Origin of the sequence: Erwinia sp. HDF1-3R, assembly GCF_039621855.1 — a bacterium.
Lineage (GTDB): Bacteria > Pseudomonadota > Gammaproteobacteria > Enterobacterales > Enterobacteriaceae > Erwinia.
Genome location: NZ_CP155071.1, coordinates 1,289,457 through 1,309,353, shown reverse-complemented (window position 1 = coordinate 1,309,353; position 19,897 = coordinate 1,289,457). Strand labels below are relative to the sequence as shown.

General features: G+C 56.0%; 24 protein-coding genes. 15 read left to right on the top strand and 9 right to left on the bottom strand.

The window, feature by feature from the left end; all coding sequences use genetic code 11:
* Positions 1–23: 23 nt before the first annotated feature.
* The 6 genes from AAGR22_RS05890 to AAGR22_RS05865 all read left to right on the top strand — a co-directional run bounded on the left by AAGR22_RS05890 (position 24) and on the right by AAGR22_RS05865 (position 6,682).
* Positions 24–1,592, top strand: a complete 1,569-nt coding sequence (locus AAGR22_RS05890) for an ABC transporter substrate-binding protein (RefSeq protein WP_067705120.1) — start codon at positions 24–26, stop codon at positions 1,590–1,592.
* Positions 1,592–2,644, top strand: a complete 1,053-nt coding sequence (locus AAGR22_RS05885; protein ID WP_345830886.1) for an ABC transporter permease — start codon at positions 1,592–1,594, stop codon at positions 2,642–2,644. The genes AAGR22_RS05890 and AAGR22_RS05885 overlap by 1 nt, the downstream gene beginning before the upstream one ends.
* Complete coding sequence (locus tag AAGR22_RS05880) at positions 2,641–3,501, top strand: ABC transporter permease (RefSeq protein ID WP_067705112.1); 861 nt, start codon at positions 2,641–2,643, stop codon at positions 3,499–3,501. Before AAGR22_RS05885 ends, AAGR22_RS05880 begins: the two co-directional genes overlap by 4 nt.
* Positions 3,491–4,339, top strand: coding sequence for an ABC transporter ATP-binding protein (locus tag AAGR22_RS05875; RefSeq protein ID WP_345830884.1), 849 nt, complete (start codon positions 3,491–3,493; stop codon positions 4,337–4,339). The genes AAGR22_RS05880 and AAGR22_RS05875 overlap by 11 nt, the downstream gene beginning before the upstream one ends.
* The gene (locus AAGR22_RS05870) at positions 4,332–4,997 is read left to right on the top strand and encodes an ATP-binding cassette domain-containing protein (RefSeq protein ID WP_067705563.1); all 666 of its coding nucleotides are present in this window, start codon (positions 4,332–4,334) and stop codon (positions 4,995–4,997) included. The genes AAGR22_RS05875 and AAGR22_RS05870 overlap by 8 nt, the downstream gene beginning before the upstream one ends.
* A gap of 107 nt (positions 4,998–5,104) precedes the next feature.
* Positions 5,105–6,682 (top strand): ABC transporter substrate-binding protein, encoded by a 1,578-nt coding sequence (locus AAGR22_RS05865; RefSeq protein WP_345830882.1) that lies wholly within the window; start codon positions 5,105–5,107, stop codon positions 6,680–6,682.
* 41 nt (positions 6,683–6,723) lie between these two features.
* Here AAGR22_RS05865 and AAGR22_RS05860 read toward each other — a convergent pair whose 3' ends face one another.
* Both AAGR22_RS05860 and AAGR22_RS05855 read right to left on the bottom strand, forming a co-directional pair.
* Positions 6,724–6,918, bottom strand: a complete 195-nt coding sequence (locus AAGR22_RS05860) for a hypothetical protein (RefSeq protein ID WP_067705562.1) — start codon at positions 6,916–6,918, stop codon at positions 6,724–6,726.
* Between the two features lie 139 nt (positions 6,919–7,057).
* Positions 7,058–7,414: a DUF305 domain-containing protein gene (locus AAGR22_RS05855; protein WP_067705102.1), complete on the bottom strand. Its 357-nt coding sequence runs from the start codon at positions 7,412–7,414 to the stop codon at positions 7,058–7,060.
* Between the two features lie 553 nt (positions 7,415–7,967).
* Here AAGR22_RS05855 and AAGR22_RS05850 point away from each other — a divergent pair.
* Together AAGR22_RS05850 and AAGR22_RS05845 are read left to right on the top strand one after the other, a co-directional pair.
* Positions 7,968–8,189, top strand: coding sequence for a hypothetical protein (locus tag AAGR22_RS05850; RefSeq protein WP_156484977.1), 222 nt, complete (start codon positions 7,968–7,970; stop codon positions 8,187–8,189).
* A 128-nt stretch (positions 8,190–8,317) separates the two neighbouring features.
* Entirely contained in the window at positions 8,318–9,322 is a 1,005-nt protein-coding gene (locus AAGR22_RS05845) for an acyltransferase family protein (protein WP_067705088.1), read from the top strand.
* A gap of 70 nt (positions 9,323–9,392) precedes the next feature.
* Here AAGR22_RS05845 and AAGR22_RS05840 read toward each other — a convergent pair whose 3' ends face one another.
* Positions 9,393–9,623, bottom strand: coding sequence for a hypothetical protein (locus AAGR22_RS05840; protein WP_345830878.1), 231 nt, complete (start codon positions 9,621–9,623; stop codon positions 9,393–9,395).
* 85 nt (positions 9,624–9,708) lie between these two features.
* A complete protein-coding gene (locus tag AAGR22_RS05835; protein WP_197473318.1) occupies positions 9,709–10,296 on the bottom strand; it encodes a methyltransferase domain-containing protein in 588 nt (195 codons plus the stop codon).
* A 570-nt stretch (positions 10,297–10,866) separates the two neighbouring features.
* Between AAGR22_RS05835 and yjbE the strand changes: the two genes are divergently transcribed.
* Both yjbE and AAGR22_RS05825 read left to right on the top strand, forming a co-directional pair.
* Positions 10,867–11,112, top strand: a complete 246-nt coding sequence (gene yjbE / locus AAGR22_RS05830) for an exopolysaccharide production protein YjbE (RefSeq protein WP_345830875.1) — start codon at positions 10,867–10,869, stop codon at positions 11,110–11,112.
* A gap of 378 nt (positions 11,113–11,490) precedes the next feature.
* Positions 11,491–11,694, top strand: coding sequence for a hypothetical protein (locus AAGR22_RS05825; protein WP_067705077.1), 204 nt, complete (start codon positions 11,491–11,493; stop codon positions 11,692–11,694).
* A gap of 139 nt (positions 11,695–11,833) precedes the next feature.
* Here the strand turns inward: AAGR22_RS05825 and iraP are convergent, their stop codons facing one another.
* Positions 11,834–12,130 carry an anti-adapter protein IraP gene (gene iraP, locus AAGR22_RS05820; protein WP_067705074.1) on the bottom strand — a complete coding sequence of 99 codons (297 nt, stop codon included), beginning with the start codon at positions 12,128–12,130 and terminating at the stop codon, positions 11,834–11,836.
* 363 nt (positions 12,131–12,493) lie between these two features.
* On the opposite strand from iraP, the gene AAGR22_RS05815 reads away from it, so the two are divergent.
* From AAGR22_RS05815 to AAGR22_RS05800, 4 genes are all read left to right on the top strand, one after another.
* Positions 12,494–12,874 (top strand): hypothetical protein, encoded by a 381-nt coding sequence (locus tag AAGR22_RS05815; protein WP_345830872.1) that lies wholly within the window; start codon positions 12,494–12,496, stop codon positions 12,872–12,874.
* 178 nt (positions 12,875–13,052) lie between these two features.
* Positions 13,053–14,507, top strand: a complete 1,455-nt coding sequence (locus AAGR22_RS05810) for a sugar porter family MFS transporter (RefSeq protein ID WP_067705072.1) — start codon at positions 13,053–13,055, stop codon at positions 14,505–14,507.
* 111 nt (positions 14,508–14,618) lie between these two features.
* Entirely contained in the window at positions 14,619–14,816 is a 198-nt protein-coding gene (locus tag AAGR22_RS05805; RefSeq protein ID WP_067705068.1) for a hypothetical protein, read from the top strand.
* 1 nt (position 14,817) lies between these two features.
* On the top strand, positions 14,818–15,588 hold the full coding sequence (locus tag AAGR22_RS05800) for a hypothetical protein (protein WP_345830868.1): 771 nt from the start codon (positions 14,818–14,820) through the stop codon (positions 15,586–15,588).
* Positions 15,589–15,646: 58 nt separating this feature from the next.
* On the opposite strand, the gene crcB is transcribed toward AAGR22_RS05800, so the two are convergent.
* Positions 15,647–16,024: a fluoride efflux transporter CrcB gene (crcB, locus tag AAGR22_RS05795; RefSeq protein ID WP_067705062.1), complete on the bottom strand. Its 378-nt coding sequence runs from the start codon at positions 16,022–16,024 to the stop codon at positions 15,647–15,649.
* A 160-nt stretch (positions 16,025–16,184) separates the two neighbouring features.
* On the opposite strand from crcB, the gene AAGR22_RS05790 reads away from it, so the two are divergent.
* The gene (locus tag AAGR22_RS05790) at positions 16,185–17,213 is read left to right on the top strand and encodes an FUSC family protein (protein WP_345830866.1); all 1,029 of its coding nucleotides are present in this window, start codon (positions 16,185–16,187) and stop codon (positions 17,211–17,213) included.
* Between the two features lie 130 nt (positions 17,214–17,343).
* Here the strand turns inward: AAGR22_RS05790 and AAGR22_RS05785 are convergent, their stop codons facing one another.
* The 3 genes from AAGR22_RS05785 to AAGR22_RS05775 all read right to left on the bottom strand — a co-directional run bounded on the left by AAGR22_RS05785 (position 17,344) and on the right by AAGR22_RS05775 (position 19,862).
* On the bottom strand, positions 17,344–17,541 hold the full coding sequence (locus tag AAGR22_RS05785; protein ID WP_067705055.1) for a hypothetical protein: 198 nt from the start codon (positions 17,539–17,541) through the stop codon (positions 17,344–17,346).
* A gap of 337 nt (positions 17,542–17,878) precedes the next feature.
* Positions 17,879–19,195: an MFS transporter gene (locus AAGR22_RS05780; protein WP_345830864.1), complete on the bottom strand. Its 1,317-nt coding sequence runs from the start codon at positions 19,193–19,195 to the stop codon at positions 17,879–17,881.
* Positions 19,196–19,304: 109 nt separating this feature from the next.
* On the bottom strand, positions 19,305–19,862 hold the full coding sequence (locus tag AAGR22_RS05775; RefSeq protein ID WP_345831553.1) for a dienelactone hydrolase family protein: 558 nt from the start codon (positions 19,860–19,862) through the stop codon (positions 19,305–19,307).
* Positions 19,863–19,897 lie beyond the last annotated feature (35 nt).

Genomic DNA, 19,897 nt, shown 5'->3' with positions numbered 1-19,897 from the left:
AACATTAAAAGGTAAAAAAAGCCATGAAGATTGCGGTTCCATCAATTCTCGCCGTGGCGCTGGCCGCCTCATTTAACGCCTCTGCCGCCACGCCACCGGATACGCTGGTTATTGCCCAGTCTATTGATGACGCCAGCAGTTTTGACCCGGCTGAAGGGTTCGAGCTCACGTCGGTGCAGGCTTTTACTAACCTTTATCAGCGTCTGATCCAGTCTAATCCTGAGAACCCGACCGAGCTGAGGCCTACGCTGGCCAGCGCCTGGCAGCCCGGCAGTGACAATCGCAGCCTGACGTTTACCCTGCGCGCGGGGGCAAAATTCGCCTCTGGCAATCCGGTTCGCCCGGAAGATGTGATCTTCTCCCTCAGCCGCGTGGTGAAGCTGAACCTCGATCCCTCCTTTATTCTTACCCAGCTTGGCTGGAACAAAGAGAATATCGACGCGCAGCTGAAAAAAGTGGATGACCAACACGTACAGGTTAGCTGGACGGCAAATGTCAGCCCCACCTATGTGCTCAGCCTGCTCGCCGCGCCGGTCGCCTCGGTTATTGATGAAAAAACCGCCATGGCCAACGCGCAGAAGGGCGATTTCGGCAATAAATGGCTGGCCATGCACTCGGCGGGTAGCGGTCCGTTCCAGATCCGCAAATATATTCCGCACGAGGTGCTACTGCTCTCTGCCAACGCCAGCTCACCGGGCGGCGCGCCAAAGCTGAAAAACGTCCTGATTAAAAACGTGCCTGAGCCAGCAGCCCGCCGCCTGCTGCTTGAGCAGGGCGATGCGGATATTGCCCGCAACCTGGGTGCCGATCAGATGGCCGCGCTGAAGAATAAACCCGGCGTGAAGCCGCTGGCGATCCCTATGGCTTCGCTTTACTACATGCAGTTCAATACCGAAGCCAATCCGGTACTGAAAAATCCGGCGCTGTGGGAAGCCTCGCGCTACCTCTTCGATTATCACGGCATTGCTGACCAGCTGCTGAAAGGTCAGTTCCAGGTGCATCAGGCGTTTCTGCCGGAAGGGTTCCTCGGTGCGCTGAATGACAATCCGTATACCTATGACCCGGACAAAGCCAAAGCCATTCTGAGCAAGGCTGGGCTGAAAAATGTCAGCTTTAAGCTGATCGTCAGCAATCAGCCGCCCTACCTTGATATCGCTCAGGCGCTCCAGGCCAGCTTTGCCAAAGGCGGCGTGAAGGTTGAGCTGATCCCGGGGATCAGCAGCGAAGTCTCCACCACCGTTAAGGCGCATCACTATGACGCCACGCTGAATGCCTGGGGAGCCGATTATTTCGATCCCAATACCAACGCATCGGCTTTTGCCTACAACCCGGAAAACGGCAGCACCACGCTGGCCTGGCGTTCGAACTGGCATATTCCTGAGCTGAACAAGCAGACGCTGGCCGCCACCGCAGAAAGCGACAAGACCAAACGCATCGCGCTTTATCAGAATATGCAGCGTGAAGTGCAGAAGAACTCGCCCTACGTGATTGGCTTGCAGGCGCGCAACCTGATTGCCGTTCGTGACAATCTGCAAGGCTACGTGCAGGGTATCAACCCGGATATGGTCTACTACGGCCAGGTCAGTAAATAATGGCAGACGCTGCGGTGACCCGCGCATCTGCGCGGGTGTTTTGGCTCCGGGGCGGACGGCTACTGACCGGTATCGCCTCGCTGGCGGTGACGCTGCTTGGCCTGCTGGCCTTTACCTTTATGCTGTCGCACCTGTCACCGGTCGACCCGGTGCTGCAAATTGCGGGCGACCACGCCAGCGAATCGACCTATGCCCAGGTGCGGCGCGATCTGGGCCTGGACCAGCCGGTGCTAATGCAGTTCTGGCACTACCTGACGCATCTGGTGCACGGCGACCTGGGGATTTCCCGCCTCACCAGCCAGCCCGTGGCAGCCGATCTGCTGCGCACCTTTCCCGCCACCCTCGAGCTGGCGACCTGTGCGATGATCCTCGGTGCGACACTGGGGATTATGCTGGCGCTGCTGGCAGCGTGGAAGCCGGGTAGCCTGCTGGATAACCTGGCGCGACTGGTTTCACTCCTGGGCTACTCGGTGCCGGTGTTCTGGCTCGGTCTGCTCGGGCTGCTGCTGTTCTATGCAGTCCTTCACTGGTCCGCCGGGCCGGGGCAGCTGGATGACGTCTGGATTTATACGCTGGAGCCTAAAACCGGCCTGGTGCTGATTGATAGCTGGCTTTCAGGCGACCCGGAGATGTTCCGCAATGCCATCGCCCATCTCTGGCTACCGGTGGTGGTGCTGGCGCTGCTGGCAATGGCGGGCATAACCCGACTACTGCGCGCGGCGCTGCTGGAAGAGAGCAGTAAAGAGTACGTCACTCTCGCACGCGCCAAAGGTGCCAGCCGGGGTCGTATCCTGCTGCTGCACGTTTTTCCTAACGTCCGCGGTACGCTGATAACCGTGCTGGCGCTCTCCTACGCCACGCTGCTGGAAGGCTCGGTCCTGACGGAAACGGTGTTTGCCTGGCCGGGCGTGGGGCGCTATATGACTAACGCGCTATTTGCCTCCGATACGCCAGCGATCCTGGGTTCAACGCTGCTGATTGGCGGCTGCTTTATCACGCTGAATGCCCTGGCGGACGCGCTGACTTATCTTACCGATCCGAGAACCCGATGACGCAGAACCTGACTGAACTTGAAAGCGTCCCGCCTCGCGGACGCCGACGCCCCCGCGTCACCTCACTGGCCATCGGCGGTACGCTGGTTGCAGTGCTGGTGCTGGCCGCGCTGCTGGCGCCGCTGCTGGCCCCCTTCGACCCCAACGCACAGCTGATGACGGCCCGTCTGCTACCGCCCTCTTCCGCTCACTGGCTGGGAACCGACGGCTTTGGCCGCGATCTGCTCTCCAGAGTGATCTACGGTGCCCGTCCGACGCTACTGCTGGTCGCGCTGATCCTGGTACTGACCATTCCGGTGGGCATGCTGATCGGCATCTGTGCGGGCTATTTAGGCGGCTGGACCGAACGGGTGCTGATGCGCATTACCGATATTTTCCTGTCACTGCCGAATCTGGTTATCGCACTGGCGCTGGTGGCGATGCTGGGTCCGGGACTGATGAACGGCGCACTGGCGCTGGCGTTAACCAGCTGGCCGCCGTTCGCCCGACAGGCGCGCGCGGAAACTTTGGCGCTGCGCCGTAGTGACTATCTGGCCGCCGCCCGCATGCAGGGCATCAACGGCCTGCGCCTGATGTTTGGCCATATTCTGCCGCTCTGTATGCCCGGTGCGGTGGTTCGCGCCGCGCTCAGCCTGGGCGGTATCATTCTCTCCGCCGCCGGACTGGGCTTTTTGGGCATGGGCGTACAGCCGCCGACCGCCGAATGGGGCTCGATGGTGGCCGAGGGCAGCAAAGTGATTTTCGATCAGTGGTGGGTGGCTGCCGCGCCCGGCGGCGCGATCCTTCTCGCCAGCCTCGCCTTTAACCTGACGGGCGACGGCCTGCGTGACCGACTGGATACCCGACATGCCAACTGAAAACTCTTCTCTGATCGTGGCGGACCGCCTGCACATTGCCAGCGCCAGCGGTGCCACGCTGGTCAACAATATCAGCTTCACGCTGGGCCGCGAACGCGTGGCGCTGGTGGGCGAATCCGGCTCCGGGAAATCGTTAACCGCGCGCAGCCTGATGGGGCTGCTTTCCCCCTCGCTGCGGCTGAATGCGCAGACGCTCAACGTGGTGGGTGAAGATGCCCTGACGCTAAGCGAACGCCAGTGGGCACCGCTGCGTGGTGGCCAGCTGGCTATGGTGATGCAGGACCCAAAATATGCGCTTAATCCAATGCGCACCATCGGCTGGCAGGTGGCGGAGCCGCTAAAGCTCCACGCGAGGCTCAGCCGGGCGGAGATAAAAGAGAAGGTCTGCGAGATGCTCGACGCGGTCGGCCTGCCTCAGCCGCGCCAGCTCATGAGCCGCTATCCCCACCAGCTGTCAGGCGGAATGGGTCAGCGGGTGATGCTGGCCATTGCGCTGATAGCCGATCCCCAGCTGCTGATCGCGGATGAACCGACCTCGGCGCTGGATCACGCCATGCGCGACCAGGTGCTGGCGCTGATCCGCCGGATGGTGGAACAGCGAAATATGGGGCTGCTGCTGATCAGTCACGATCTTCAGCAGGTTGCCGAACACTGCGAACGGGTGATGGTGATGTATCAGGGTGAAATTCTTGACCGGCTACCCGCGGCCGATCTGCCGCGCGCGACCCATCCCTATACCCGCACGCTCTGGTCATGCCGCCCCAGCCTGGCAACCAAAGGACAACTGCTGCCGGTGCTTGACCGCGCGGCACTGGAGGCACACCGTGAACATCATTGAGCTCAGCGACCTGAGCGTTTCTCACCGACTGGGCTATGAAACCCGTACCGTCGTTCACGACGTGTCGCTGACGGTTGAGGCCGGTTCCTGCTTTGGTCTGGTCGGCCCGTCGGGCTGCGGCAAATCCTCGCTGCTGTGGGCGCTGGCCGGATTAAATCCCCACTGGCAGGGAAAGATGATGCTGGCAGGCCATCAGGCCAGGCCGGGGAGCGCGTTTACCGGCCAGCTTCGTCAGGACGTGCAGATGGTCTTTCAGGATCCCTATGCCTCACTGCATCCACGCCATCGCCTGCGGCGCACCCTGGCAGAGCCGCTGAAGCTGCTGAAGAAAAAGGATATCAATCTGCGCATCGACGCCGGTTTTCGCCACGCCGGTCTGGATCCTGAACTGGCCGACCGCTATCCGCACCAGCTTTCGGGCGGCCAGCGCCAGCGCGTGGCTATCGTGCGGGCGCTGCTGCTGGAGCCGAAGATCCTGCTGCTGGACGAGCCCACTTCGGCACTGGATATGTCGGTGCAGGCAGAGATCCTTAACCTGCTGAACCGCCTGAAGCAGGAGGATAAGCTGACCATGGTGCTGGTCAGTCACGATCCGCAGGTGATCGATCATATGTGCGATCGCGCGGTGCATATGGATAGAGGCTACATCGTGCCCTGAGGGAAACGCTTAATCTGTTAATCAGCTAACCCTTGCCGGAATCAGCATTTCCCCCCGCTGCGTTTCCCCCTATAGTCCTGATAACGCTACCATTCCAGGACTCCACAATGCGAAAAATTCTTACGCTTACCGCAGCGGTCACGCTGGGCTTAGCCCAGCTGGCTCATGCCGCTACGCCAGCCGATACGCTGGTGGTTGCCATACCGCTGGACGGCATTATCAGCTTCGACCCCGCTGAAAGTTTTGAAACGGTGAGCACCAGCAGCCTGATTAACGTTTATCAGGGACTGGTCGCCACCGATCGCACCGATCCGCGCAGGCTGGATCCCGCACTCGCCAGCGCCTGGCAGCCGGGCACAACCGATCGCAGCCTGCTCTTCACCCTGCGCCCTGACGCCACGTTCGCCAGCGGAAATCCCGTTACCGCGCAGGATGTGGTGTATTCGCTGAGCCGGGGCGTAAAGCTCAACAAGACGCCGGCGTTTATTCTCGGTGAATTTGGCTGGACGCCGGAAAATATCGACGGCCAGCTGATCGCACAGGGTGACCATCAGATAGAGATCCGCTGGACCTCGGCGATTGGCCGCGATCTGGCGCTGCGGCTGCTCAGCGCGCCGGTGGCCTCGGTGGTGGACAGCAAGCTGGCGCAGCAGCATGCCAGCAACGGTGATTTTGGCAACGGCTGGCTGCGCAACCATTCGGCGGGCAGCGCGGCCTACGCCATTCGCAACTTTGTCCCTCAGCAGGCGCTGGTGCTGGAGGAGAACCCTCACGCGGTGCCGCTGCCGAAGCTGAAGCGGGTCATTCTTAAGGGGGTGTCCGATCCCGGCTCCCGCCGCCTGCTGTTGCAGCAGGGGGATGCCGATGTCGCCTATGAGCTGGGTGCCGATCAGTTTGATGCGCTCAAAAAGGTGTCCGGGGTGAAAGTTGCCAGCTTTCCGTCCAGCCTGATTTATTATCTGGGCTTCAACACGCAGAACAAACAGCAGAGTGCGCTGGGTAACCCGGCGCTGTGGCAGGCCGCCCGCTGGCTGGTTGATTACGATGGGATTTCAAAGGATCTGCTGAAGGGCCAGTTTCAGGTGCATCAGACATTTTTGCCTGAGGGTTTCGACGGGGCCCTTACCAGTCAGCCTTTCCACTACGATCTGAACAAGGCAAAAGCGATTTTGCAGCAGGGAGGGATCAGGCCCGGCACGCGCTTCTCACTGACCATCGTAAACCAGCCACCCTACACCGATATCGCACAGGCTCTCCAGGCCAGCTTTGCCAAAGCCGATATCCAAATTGATATCCAGCCGGTGGCGGAAGCGGAGCTGTGGGCAAAAATGCGCGGACGTGACTTTCAGTCGATCTTTATTTATTGGGGGGCGGACTATGTTGACCCCAATACCAACGCCAGCACCTTTGCTTACAACGTGCCGAATGGCCCGAAAACCCTGGCATGGCGGCTGGGCTGGACCATTCCAAAGCTCAGTGAGCAGACGCGTGCCGCGGCGGCTGAGAGCAATGTGAAAACCCGCAATGCACTCTATCAGCAGCTACAGACGGAGATTCAGCAAAACTCTCCCTACGTCGTCACGCTACAGGGGCAAAAGCTGGTGGGCCTGCGCAGTAATATTCAGGGGGCGCAGCAGGGGATCGGCACCAGCATGCTCTACTACGATCGGGTGAGTAAAAATTGACGCCGGGCGATAAGCACGGGCGGCGAAATGCCGCCCGACACTTATGAGATGGCAGATTCCGAACTTTTTTTCTGCTTATCCGCTTCAAAGTGGGCTTTGAACTGCTCATAAATAGAGATCATATTGGAGGCGTCGCCCTGTAATGGGCTGAGCTTGCCCGCACGGACCAGTTCAATAACCAGCTGAAGTGCAGCCTGCTTTGGGCTGGTAGAGGGATGTGCAATTTCCGATGACATAATGTATTCCATGAGTTTGAGAGAGAAGTTAATTTTAACAACTTTCGCCTCAGCGGGTGAGTTTTTTCCTTCGCCCACGTTAATATCCTCTCACGCCAGCCCTATCGCCTTATTAAGCAGCATCAGCCTCACTGAAAGGCTATTTTTTCTGCTTTTTCAGCCACGCCTGCATCTGGTCAATTTCTGGCTGCTGCGCGTTAATAATCGCCTCTGCCAGCCTGCGCATTTCAGGATCTTTGCCGTATTTCAGCTCGGTCTTCGCCATATCAATGGCGCCCTGATGATGGGCCGTCATACCGTTAGCGAAGGCGACGTCCGGATCGTGCGAGGTCATGCCTTTTTGCATGCTGTGATGCATTTTATCCATCCCGCTCTGATAGCTGTGCTGAGCAGCCGTTCCCTGAGCCTGGCGGTCAGGCATAGACATCGTGTCATCCGCCATGGCGGCAGCGGACAGCAGAAGCGTGGATATCACTGCGGTTTTTACAATATTCATCAACTATTCCCTTTCAACGTTGAGCAAATGGTAGGGCATATCCTCTACCTTCCAGCAGGGGGAAGGTCAAGGAGAAATAACCGAATTGCCGCTCCTATTCGACCAGAAAACCCGCACTTAATTGAGTAATAACAAAAAACTTGTGTGGTAGTAAAAAACCGACTATTTTTCATCAGGTAACGAATTATGCATTTGCACGGCCTCGGGAAGTGCTGCTGGGTTTCCCACTTCCCGAGGCACTTTTTTGCGGCGAATGTTGAATTCCTCAGGTCACCTCTCAGAAATACCGCGTAAAATCGAAGAAGGTTTCCAGCATCGCGATAAAATCAATCCGCGATCGCAATCCCCGAACAGATCCACAATAAATAAGAAAACTCTGGTGGCAGTAATGTCGGCTTCATCCGATATTTCAGCAACGTTTGCACTCTGTTAGCATGAGCAATGGCGGTATACAAACTAAACGATCCGATGTTCCGATCGGAATTGCCTGCTGCTGGCATATCATTTTCTCCTTTTGGCCATGTTTACTATGAATAAATTATGCAGTGTCGCTGTGCTGAAAATTATGATGGTGTCTGCCCTCGCCTTCATTCCCCTGGTGAACGCCGCCGGGGCGGAACAAATTACCCTAAGACTCTCTCAGGAGCAGGACGGCGGAGAGGCGGGTCGCGCCTGCATGTATATCCATCAGGGAAAAGCGGAGTATCGCGTGGTTCAGGCCAATGAAGTCTGCCCGGCCACCCTTATCGTTGAACGCGCTTCCCAGCCCGGCTGAACAGCCAGGGTTATTTTTGCGCCCCGCGATTCGTCAGCGCGACGGAGTATGATACCTTTAGCGTATTGGCGATCGTCTGGCTTTTGGCCAGATGAGGCTTCTTAACGGGGAGTTAGGCGTTGAAAATAATGAATATTAAGCTGCTGTCTTTGGTAGCTACCTTTCTGGTTATTCTGTTGCACACGGCAGCGATACCTTTTAGCTACTTCCATTTAGCCTGGTCCGTGTCGGTTATGTATGAAGCCCTGGGGCGTATCGCGTTTCCGCTGTTTTTGCTCATTACCGGCTATATTTCTCTGAATAAAAATGAATCCCTGCTCAGTACGCTAAAAACACGCGTACTCAACCTGGTTATTCCGCTGGTCGCCTGGTCAGTAATCTACATTATCTACAGCCATTCCTTTAAGGGAGATACCACACCGGTCAGCCTGCTGGAACTGCTCAGTACGCCTGCGTATCCGCATCTGTGGTTTATCTATACCCTGATCCTGCTGTACCTGGTTACCCCCCTGCTGAATACCTTTATTCAAAATGGCAGCCAGCCGCGGGTAAATTACACGCTCACCGTGTGGTTTGTGCTGGCCTCGGTCTATATGCTGTTTGATAATGTAAAAGCAAATTTACTGGAGGGGCAAGCCATTCCTACGCCGAGTAATATCGACATGGTGGTGTACCTTTCAGGGTTCTATATTATCGGCGGCGTTGCGCGACGTTTTGACATCAACCCCAAGGTGATAATTTCAGCGATTATCTTTATTCTCTCTGCCGTATTGACGGCGGTCATGACCTATTCTCTCTCAATCAGCACCTTTAAGCCGAATGAAGTGTTCCTCTTTTATTCTGCGCCGACCCTTGTCGTGGTGTCGCTTGCCTGCTTCTTTATGTTACTCAACGCGCCAATAAACTATAGCCGACGGAGCATTACCCTTATTAAAACGCTATCGCGTTTAAGCCTGGGAATATTCTTTGTCCACCTGATGGTGCTGGAATTATTACTGCGCCTGTTTGATATTAACTTTGAGGGTTACTATTCGGCGCTGACGATCCCGGCGGTCGCGCTGATCTGCTATATTATTTCTGCCGCTATTTGCTGGCTACTGCGTCTTGTACCCTGGCTGCGCAGAATCATCTGAGCAACCAACAAAAACGGCCGCTGGCATAAGCGGCCGCTCGTCCGGCAATCCTGGCCGGGCATCGCCACCGTCAGTAAAGAGCCGAAGCAAATCTGTGGGGCTGATTGATTGCTTTACGCGCAATCCAGTAAAGCAAAATTCGTTCTTCGTCATTGTCCTGATCCGCCATCGCCAGCAGCTTCAATGCCAGCGTAGCTTTGTTGACGGGCTGGCCGGTAATGCTGAGATCCACTACCGCTTTGCCAATGATGTTACAGACTTCCTCATCGCTTGAATCGGGTATATCGGTTGCATTACTCATCTTCTCCTCCTGTCATGGGTGAAATTTAAGCCTGGCAGAGAATGCGGAGATTGCCATCTCATATTCTCCCCCCGGCCACGCCGGCTCAGCCATTCGCATCACGCGCAGCAGAATAAGCGCCCCGGGAATGACAGCGATAGACCCACGCGGGCGGCAGATTGCAAAGTACTCGCGTACGGTGCCAGGCAAAATGGTCCGATATCAGCGGCTCAGAGAGGGAGGTATACTGGAACTGAACGAATACGCCGTGGGGGCTGAGCAGTGAGGCCGCACGCGCCAGAATGGTGTCACGGACCTTCTGGGGCAGGGAGAGCAGCGGCAGGCCAGAAAAGATAGCATCGTACTCGTGGCTCAGCGTCTCTGCCGATGCCGTGGTGATGGTCAGCCGCGGATCGTCAATAGCCTGAAGCTTGGGAATAAACCGGGGGTTCGTTTCAAAGGCCAGCAGCTCTGCATCGGGCCGCATCCGGGAGAGCAGGTGTCGGGTCAGTACGCCATCACCCGCCCCCAGTTCGGCAATGCGCTGACAGCTTCCCCACTCAACGGCATCGGACATGGTTCTGCACAGGAAACCGGATGAGGGCGCAATGGTGCCTGTTTTGCGCGGATCGGTGAGAAACTCCTGCAAATAACCGGTCTTATCTTTGATATAGGAAAATGCAGACAACAGCATACTAACTCCCTGAATGAAATAAGTTCGTTCAGTAGGCCACAGTAAGCTTAATGAGTTCTTAAAAGTCAGGGAATTAAACAGAAAACTCGGATTAGTCGCATTAAGTATGTCAGTGCAGCATTGAAAGTTCACATCCTGTAACGTGCTTACATATCAGCATACAACGCACGTTGGCGATGACGGGATTTGAGTTAAGTAAAATCCACCTGGAAACAGACTAAAATTGTGACCGGTTTTATTCCTAAAATAGAAGCCCGATTCTTTATTGCTCTGGCTCTTATTTATAGCCAGCCGGATGTGTTGGCCCTGAGACTATTACCCTGCACCTGCTCTGAGGGTAATCCGATAAATAAACCGGGATAACGAAGCGGCAGGCTTCCCTGGCGTGACAGAGAGGCTTTATTCACGGAGCGGCCGCGTAGAAACTCCAGCTATTAACCGGATCTGTTTATTTCATCCCTCCACCAGCTAAGCATCAAAAAGCGATTTTTCCCCCTGTTTCAAACATCTGCATTTGAATTTATGCTTCAGCCGCTCTTACCCCCACCACTGCCTGAGGATAAATAAAAAATGGAAAAAATAACCGCCCTTGTCCTGTTTGTGACGCTTACCGGCAGCAGCAGCGTATTTGCTGCACCTGAAACCGGGGTAGCCGCAGGTAGCGAGGCCACCACGATGGCTCAGGGTAACTCAAACGCCATGGGCGTTGGGGCCATTGCCGCCCTGCTCGGCGTGGCGCTGGCCACGATGGGCGGCGGCGGTGAAGGTTCCAGTACCGGCACGGCGACCACCACTACCGCGACCATGGCGCATTAATTCCGCCCGCCTGCGGGTAACGGGGAATTTTCCCGCCTGCGGGTAACGGGGAATTTTCCCGCCTGCGGGTAACGGGGAATTTTCCCGCCCGCAGGCAGCGGATAATATTATTGACCGGGTGAGCGTCGCAGGCGGCATGCATCCTGCTATCCTCCGCGACGCGTTTTACCTGCTGGCAGGCTTTGAAGCCCGCATTATCAGCCACGCTGTTCTGTCTGCCGGCTGCCTCTTCAGCAAAAGCGCCCTGATAGCTGTCCCCTGGTGTGCCGAACAGCGCGATGGCCGTTACCCGCCTTCACCTCGCCGCCCCGCAACGCCACAGTGTTGCTCGCTTCGGCTATACTCAACGCTGAATGACCATCTTTAAAAGAGTGAGCTATGTTGATTGGCTTTGTTTTACTTGTGAGCGCCTGCGGGCATGATGCCTGTGACGCCCTGCCCGTTTCCGAGCATATTTTCCCTGACAAAAAAGCCTGTGAGCAGATGGCGGATCGCATTCATCAGCGTCGACCCAATGCGGTGCTGCTGTGTGGGGAAGTGTACCGGGATCGCCAGACGTCCGAAGCCGCCAGGCAACGTTAACGCACCAAACTTTCAGGTGTGGGGCCAGCCATGGCTAAAGCGCAAAGCCTTATAAGGATAATGGCGGGCGTTTTTCACGCTGTGCCAACATGTACTATGCCAAATCCGGGTCATGGAGGAATGGCATCGGGTCAGTGTGCTACTCCTGTTCTGTGCTTTTCGCCACTTCATCAACCCAGCTGGTGACGGCCAGCAGGCGGTTGACATGCGTTAACAGCAGATCAACATCCGACTGCATCACCTGCTCGCCAGCAGAAGATGCGGTAGCGATAGCATTGTGAATATTTTCCGAAATGGATGAGCTTCCCTCTTTACCGACGGTGATCATCAGCGCCGCCAACAGCAGCGACTGGGCCTCAACCTGTGCCGTCAGTTCTTTAGCACCGACTTCGATATTGGCCATTTTTAACAAAATATCGATCACTAACTGCTTCATGTTACGCCCCCAAATTATTTTGGTATGAAATTACCATCTCGCAGCGCGTTGAGTAAATATAAACTGACAAAAATAAGCACTCCTGCGATTGGCGATAAAACCCATTAAAATCATTAAAATCAAATACTTGTTTTAAATACAGGAATTTTCAGGCCGGGAAATTTTCCTAAAAATATCCTGCTGCTGGCGAAGCGGGGGATTTCGTCTAGATTTAACCAGCCGGCCCCAACGGGCAGGGCGCTGGCTCACTTCCTCTACTTGATTAACGTGTCACAACGTTATGCCGCCCTGAGAGGCCCCGGGCGCTGTATTTTTAGTGGAACGCCCAAATTATGACTAAAAAAACGGAGAGGTTAATCCGTCATGGATAAAACACATTTTTATCAACGACTCATGCGCTGGCAGCATCTGCGCTTTAACGACGTTATTGTACGTGAACGACCAGAAACACCAGCATGGGATAAAAAGTACGAAATTTACATACAGGACAAATCACGCACCTGCGCGCAGCTCTATATTCGTACCACTCAGGGTGGCGAAAATATCACGCAGGTCAGGGAAGATTATCTGCGCTGGCTGAATGAGTACCATGAACATTCTGCCCCCGATCGGCGTTTAGGGCCGCAGGAAAACGCACCGCTTCAGCGTGCACGCCCCGGTGGCACGCCTCACCGGGTGGCGCGCCTCGCTGCCGCCAGCTGGCCGCATGCCGCAGCCAAATCTGTTCATAACGTTCAGCACTAGTTACCCCTGCCGGAGTGCGCTCCGGCAGTCCTTACCTCCCCCGCCCCCCTCTGCTGACAAATAAAAAAATTATATTTCGTACTTTTCCTACCAAATTTGTCAACGTAGAGTAAATTTAGGGTGCGTGTGATCTTAGTCACATGAAAATCACAAAATAGCACTATTCGGGGAGTAGCAAGTGACAGACAAATCATACGGCGGTACCACCGGCGAGGCGTCCAAAACGCCGCAGTCGACGGAACCGCTGGTCAAAGTAATTGCCTTTATTGCCACTCTGGGTGGTTTGCTATTTGGTTATGACACCGGTGTTATTGCCGGTGCGCTGCTGTTTATGAAGCACGATCTGCATCTGACCTCACTGACCACCGGTATGGTCACCAGCTTCCTGATTCTGGGATCGGCTATTGGTGCCATTGCCGCCGGACGGGTTGCAGACCGCTTTGGCCGTAAAAAAATCATTCTGGCCATGGCGCTCATTTTTATCCTTGGTACGCTTGGCTGTGCCATGGCACCGAACGTCGTGATGATGATTACCTTCCGCTTTATTCTTGGACTGGCGGTAGGCGGCGCAGCCGCCATCGTTCCCATTTATATCGCCGAAATCGTCCCGGCAAATCGGCGCTGGCAGTTTGTTACCCTTCAGGAACTGATGATCGTCTCCGGTCAGCTGATCGCCTATACCAGTAACGCAGCCATCAATGAAGTCTGGGGGGGCGAAACGACCTGGCGCTGGATGCTGGGCGTAGCCTGTATTCCGGCGGTTATTTTGTGGGTCGGCATGCTGTTTCTGCCCGATACGCCGCGCTGGTACGCGATGCATGGTCGCTACAGTGAAGCGCGTGACGTGCTTGAGCGCACCCGCAAATCACGCATGGTCGAAAGAGAGCTGGGCGAAATTCGCAAATCGATGTCATCGAAAAGTGAAAAGCACGCTCGCCGTCAAAAAACCATTTCCGTATGGATGAAGCGGCTGGTGGCGCTGGGGATCGGTATTGCCATGCTGCAACAGCTTTCCGGCGTGAATACCATCATGTTCTATGCGCCGACCATGTTGCAGTCAACCGGGCTTGGCACTAACGCCTCGCTGCTGGCAACTATCGCCAACGGGGTGATTTCCGTCATCATGACCTTTGTCGGCATTATGCTGCTGAGCCGCTTTGGCCGCCGTCCGCTGCTGCTGACCGGGCAAATCGGCTGTACCTGTACGGTGTTGGCCATTGGGCTTATCACCTGGCTAATGCCGGAAACGGTCAACGGCCATCCGGATACGTTGCGCAGCTATATGGTCCTGGCAGGTATGCTGGTATTCCTGTGCTTTCAGCAGGCTGCGCTGTCGCCGGTCACCTGGCTGCTGCTGTCCGAAATGTTCCCGATGCGCATCCGTGGCATGGCTAACGGTATCTCGGTATTTGCCATGCAGATGACAAACTTCTCGATTGCCTTTATGTTCCCGATCCTGCTGGAGCACGTTGGCCTGACCTTCACCTTCTTTGCCTTTGCGGCGATAGGCGTGGCCGGAGGAATATTCGCTATCTTCTTCGCCCCCGAAACCCAGGGCAAGACGCTGGAGCAGATTGAGAAGCACTTCAAAAAGCATTTACAGGACGATCCGGCACCGCAGAGCGGCAGCTAATCGCCCGTGCGCAGGGACGCGCACCCTTCAATTCCCCCCTTTCATCATCGTCTCATGGCGAAGCCACTATTAAAGTGCCAGACTTATCCTATCTTGTTGATGGAGAAAGCCATGTTCAAATTTTTACGCGCTCTTTTTTCCAGTCCGGAACTGTTACTTCAGGTGATGAGTCAGCGCGATATCGAAGAGTCGATTGAAGACGGCGAACGCATCCTGATCGACGAAGACGGCACCGCTGCGGTCAATCTGTGCAGCAAAGAAGTCAAAGATGATTTTGCCCGTCACGTCAATGCGTTGAAGAGGGCATAAGATGGGTACGGCAATATTTATGGTGCTGATGGTGTGCGGGTACTGGTACACCAGCCGCGACCTCTCAACCCGTTTCAAAATCAAACGCTCGTTTGGCTGGGACGTCTATTTTCTGGTGGCGCTGTATGGCTGCATTTTCGTTCTCCAGGGCGTCATTGCCACCGGCATCGTCTGGCTGATACTGCTGGCCGCATCAGGTATTATGAACGCCATTCCGCAGCTCGGTGATGGCCTGCACCACCACTGGCAGGTCGAATTTATGACCTGGAGTTTCCTCGGCATCCAGGCACCGGTCGTTATCATGCTGGCCTTCGCCGTCGTTTTCTGTATTTATCGCTCAAGCTGGTCAGGCAGCGCGCGGCTCGACAGCAGCGGACGAAAAAAACTCTACAAAAAATTGTCCCGCTCCAATGGCGTTGAAGGGCTGCTGTTTCAGTGTATGGAAGAGGGAGAGCTGGCGTGGATCACGCTGAAGTCTCGCCGTATCTATATCGGGATGATCCATACGGCCTCTTTTGAGAATGCCTCCGTCTGCAACATTGTGATGATCCCAATGCTAAGCGGCTACCGCGAGGGCACCGCGTTGGATCTGCGCATCGAGCATAACTACAGCAAATGGTATGCCGATCACGGTATTACGCTGGATTCCGAGCCTAAATCAGCCATGGCCTTCCGTAAGGTCATCATGGTCGATCAGATTGAGAGTCTGTCGCTATTTGATGCAGCCAGCGCCAGCGCACTCGATCTGATGGAGGGTGGCACCCCGCACTAAAAACCCGCTTTGCCGCCTGGCGCATGGATGCGCAAGTCGGCGCCGGAGAGCGAGTAAATCAGAGAACCAGCGAAACCAGCCAGAATCCGGCAAAGGTCATCAGTAGCGAGCCCAGCACATGGGTCAGCACCGAGGTCATCGCCCAGGCATAGTTACCCGCCTGTAGCAGCGTAACGATCTCCAGCGAGAAGGTTGAGAAGGTGGTCATGCCTCCGCAGAGACCGGTGGTAATCAACAGTTTCCAGGCCGGGTCGAGATGCGGATTGCGCATAAACCAGGCCATCGCCCCGCCGATAATAAAGCCCCCGACCAGGTTTACGACCAGCGTGCCGGGCGGCAGGTTGGGGAAAAGTGCATTCAAACGAACCGCCAGCAGCCAGCGAATGATGCAGCCGATGGAGCCGCCAACGGCCACGGCGACCAGTGATTTGATCATAACGCCCTCAAAGAGAAAACGTGCGGTATACGCAGCAGGAAAGTGGTTTCAGCCTAATCATCGCCGTCGTTCAATGCAAGAATAAGCTACCCTGTTAACAACAATATATTATTGAAAGCTATCATTAATCTTTGCGAATGACAGGAGAAGCTGTAAACCGATGCGCCTTTCTGACGAACTGCAACACGACATGCTGCTGGGTCTGTGCTGCCTGCCCGCTATCATCGCTATCTATCTGGCCGGCTTCACCTTTGATCGCGTGCCGGTGGCCAGCGTAATTGCCGGTGGTGCCCTGACGCTGGCCTTTGGCGCGAATAAAACCTGGGGCGACTCTTCCTTTTCACTGCTGCTCACCACCACGCTCGGGCTGGCTTTCTCCTCCTGGCTTGGCTGCCTGACCGGCAACGTGCTGCCGATCTATATTGCGGGTGCCATGCTCTACGCCGGGGTTTATGTTGCGCTGGCTGACGTCGACAGCAGCGCCTGGTGGATGGTGCTCCAGTGGTCAATTGCCTATCTGGTGTCGGGTTACTATGCGGGCAACCTGGAACATGCGCTGGATCGCGCGGCGCTCACCGGCTGCGGCGGTCTGTTACAGATGCTATTTCTGTATGGCGTTTTCCGTCGCTACCCCTTTCATTTAAAAGATATTAACCCCCGCTCGTGGCTCACTTTTTTCAACACTACCCGGCAGCTTTATAAACGCAAAATCCACCTGCGCTGGTCAATTTTGTGGGCGCTGCTTTCGATGGGACTGGCGCTGAGTACGGTCCAGCTGCTGCACCTGAAAAACGGCTACTGGGCGGGAATGACCCTGCTGCTCTGTCTGCGCAATAACTACCGCGATACGCTGTCGCGGGTTCAGGCCAGAGTGTTGGGAACGCTGATGGGCAGCATCCTGGCCGCTTCGCTGATCTCAACCTGGCATAATCCGCTGTTCCTGGTGTGCGGCTTTATCACCGCCGGCTATATCGCGTTTACCTTTTCTTATTCGCTGATCTCAAAATCGTATTTTGTGTTTACTTTTTTCGTCACGTTGATGGTGGTGTTTATGATCTCAAGCCTGGGCATTTCTCAGGCGGGCGTAGCCACTCACCGACTGGAGGCCACCGCGCTGGGTGGGATTTTCGCGCTGGTTGCCATCGTCTTTACCCGCCTCTTTACCCGGCGGCAGGTGATAAAACGTTAACGCGGTGGCAGGCGCTGGCCACGCTGAGCGGGCGCTGCAGGTAGAAACGGTAGCAAAAGAAGCACAAGGTGGAAAAAGTTAGGGTCGCTGCCGGTTTCAGCGGGGGACAGCGCCGAATGATGGCAGCGGATCAGCAGCCGCTGTCATCATCCGGCAGGAGTGATTCAATAAAAGCGGTTTGCGCGGCACTCAATTCCCAGCCTTCCAGTATTTTCTTATTATTAAGCGGCTTACCGTCGTCATTCACGCCGGGATTGTTCCTGTTTTCTGCGGCCGCCTCGCTAATCAGGGAGCCATTTTCATTCACAATCTCTTCAGCTTTATTCATGACCACACTCCCCAGGCCACTACCCCCCAAAAAATAAAACAACAGGCAATGATGACCAGCCAGGTTTTCCCTCTGCGGGATAAACGACACTTCATACGGATTCCTTACCTGTTTTTAATATCACGACAGTATAAACAATCAAAAATATCGATCAACTTTCAGACTATCCCTAGGGACAACGGCAGCCATTTAAGAATTTTGTTCTGTTTCTTTGGGATAGCGCGACGGGTGGCGCTGTGCGTACGCCCAGCGCCCGGTGGGAAAAAAAACGGTTTACCTGGGTGTTAATCCAGTTTCGTTTCAGGTTTCAGAAGGGTTACAGAGGGTAAGACAGGCATCAGGATGCCTGCTGTTCGCTCTCTTCAGCGCTGTCGGCCCCGGCAGCATGTTCGTCGGTATTGACCATTACCGCCTGGATCTCTTCTTCGGTATTGGTCGGATTAAGTGCGGCAGCCAGCGGCGAGCTGGCCATCGTATCCGGCATCGGCACATGAGGAACCGGCGGTTCGCTGCTCTCCTGATGCGTGGTGCTGCGATACCAGCTCATTCCTGCAATCACCACCCCGCACAGGCAGAAAAAGAGGTAGAGCATATTGCCGCCCAGCGGCTGCATTATGGCCCCAATTGCCAGCGGCCCAATACAGGCTCCCACGCCAAAGGCCATCAGCAGGCAGGCGGTGAGCGATACCCGGCGCTCGGGCACGATGCTGTCATTCGCCATCGCCACCACCAGCGGATAAAGTGAAAACTGCATCATGCTGGCGATAAAGGCGGCGCAGACCACGGTAAGGTAGTGAAAATGCAACGGCAGCGTCAGCGGCAGTGCGGCAAGGGCATAAAGCAGGCCGGTGAAAAACAGCAGGCGGTGACGATCTACGCGGTCAGAAAGCCAGCTGAGAGGAAACTGCGAAATCAGCCCGGCGAAAATGGTAATACCCATAAACAGCCCGGATTGCTGCGTGCTGAATCCCAGCAGGCTGGTGTAAACCGGGGCCATCCCGTAGAAAGCCCCGACCGCCATCCCAATGACCAGCGTCATAAACAGAATTTTCGGAATGGCTTTAAAAAAATAGCCAAGCTCCATCGGCGCCGGTGACATGGGCTGTACGTTGGTGCGGGTGGTCAGAGCGATGGGCACCAGGCACAGTGCAAAGCAGAGGGCGACTATCAGCAGGCTGCTGCTGCCCGAGCCAATCTGCGTCATCAGGATTATCTGTCCCGCAGAAAGCCCCAGATAGGTTGCCACCATATAGAAGCCAAATATCATGCCGCGCTGTCCCGGCTCGGCCTGATCGTTAAGCCAGCTCTCCAGCACCATATACTGGCACATCATGCACAGGCCGATAATCAGCCGCAGAAAGATCCACATCGGCAAAAAGTCGGTGAGCCCGTGCCCCAGTACCGAGGCGGTAATGATCCCGGCGCAGGATACGTAAGCGCGAATATGCCCGACGCGGGCAATCAGGTTATGTCCAACCTTGCCGCCGATGACCAGGCCAATATAGTTCGCGGCGATAATCGCCCCAATCACCGCGCCACTCACCTGCTGATGGGCCAGCCGCAGCGAGACATAGGTGGTCAGCAGGCCAGAGCCCAGCAGCATTAACAGCGTGGTGGTATATAACGGTAAAAAAGCACCCAGCACTTTCTTCATGACGGCTCCCTGTCGCGCGTATTCCGGGAAAACTACTCTTAGCCGTTAACAATAGACGTAATCTGGCAACGCAGGCAAGCTTGCAGAGAAATCCCACCTGCATGCGTTCTCAATTCAGATCGAATCGCTGTCCGATAAACGCCGCCGCTCGCTGAACGCCATTCGTACTAAGCGTATGGGGCACGCCCGGCTCAAAAAGGGTACTGACCGCCACGCCAGCATCGGCCAGCGAGGCGGCAGCCCGCTCGCTCTCCTCCCACGGAATAACCGGATCGGCCTTGCCGTGGATCAGCAGCGCGGCCGCGCTGGCCGCGGGATGGTAAGGCCCGGGAGACGCCAGGCGCCCGGAGAAGGCCACTACGCCGCAAAGCGGCAGGCGATGGGATACCAGCGCGTCCAGCGCCATAATCGCCCCCTGGGAAAAGCCCGCCAGCATAATGCGGTCGGTCTCAGCGTGGATGTCGTGCTGCTGCAGGATGCCGTGCAGGACGCCATCGAAATCCTGCCGGGCGGCGAGAATACGCGCCGGACGCGACTGCTCTGTGATGCCCGCCAGGCTGAACCACTGATAGCCTGCCCCGCCACCGTCAAAGTGCGACGGACCGTCCGGTGTGGCAATCACTACCCCCGGTAGCGCAGGTTCAAGATGCCGGGCCAGCATTTGCATATCCTGCCCCGAGCTGCCCACGCCATGCAGCAAAA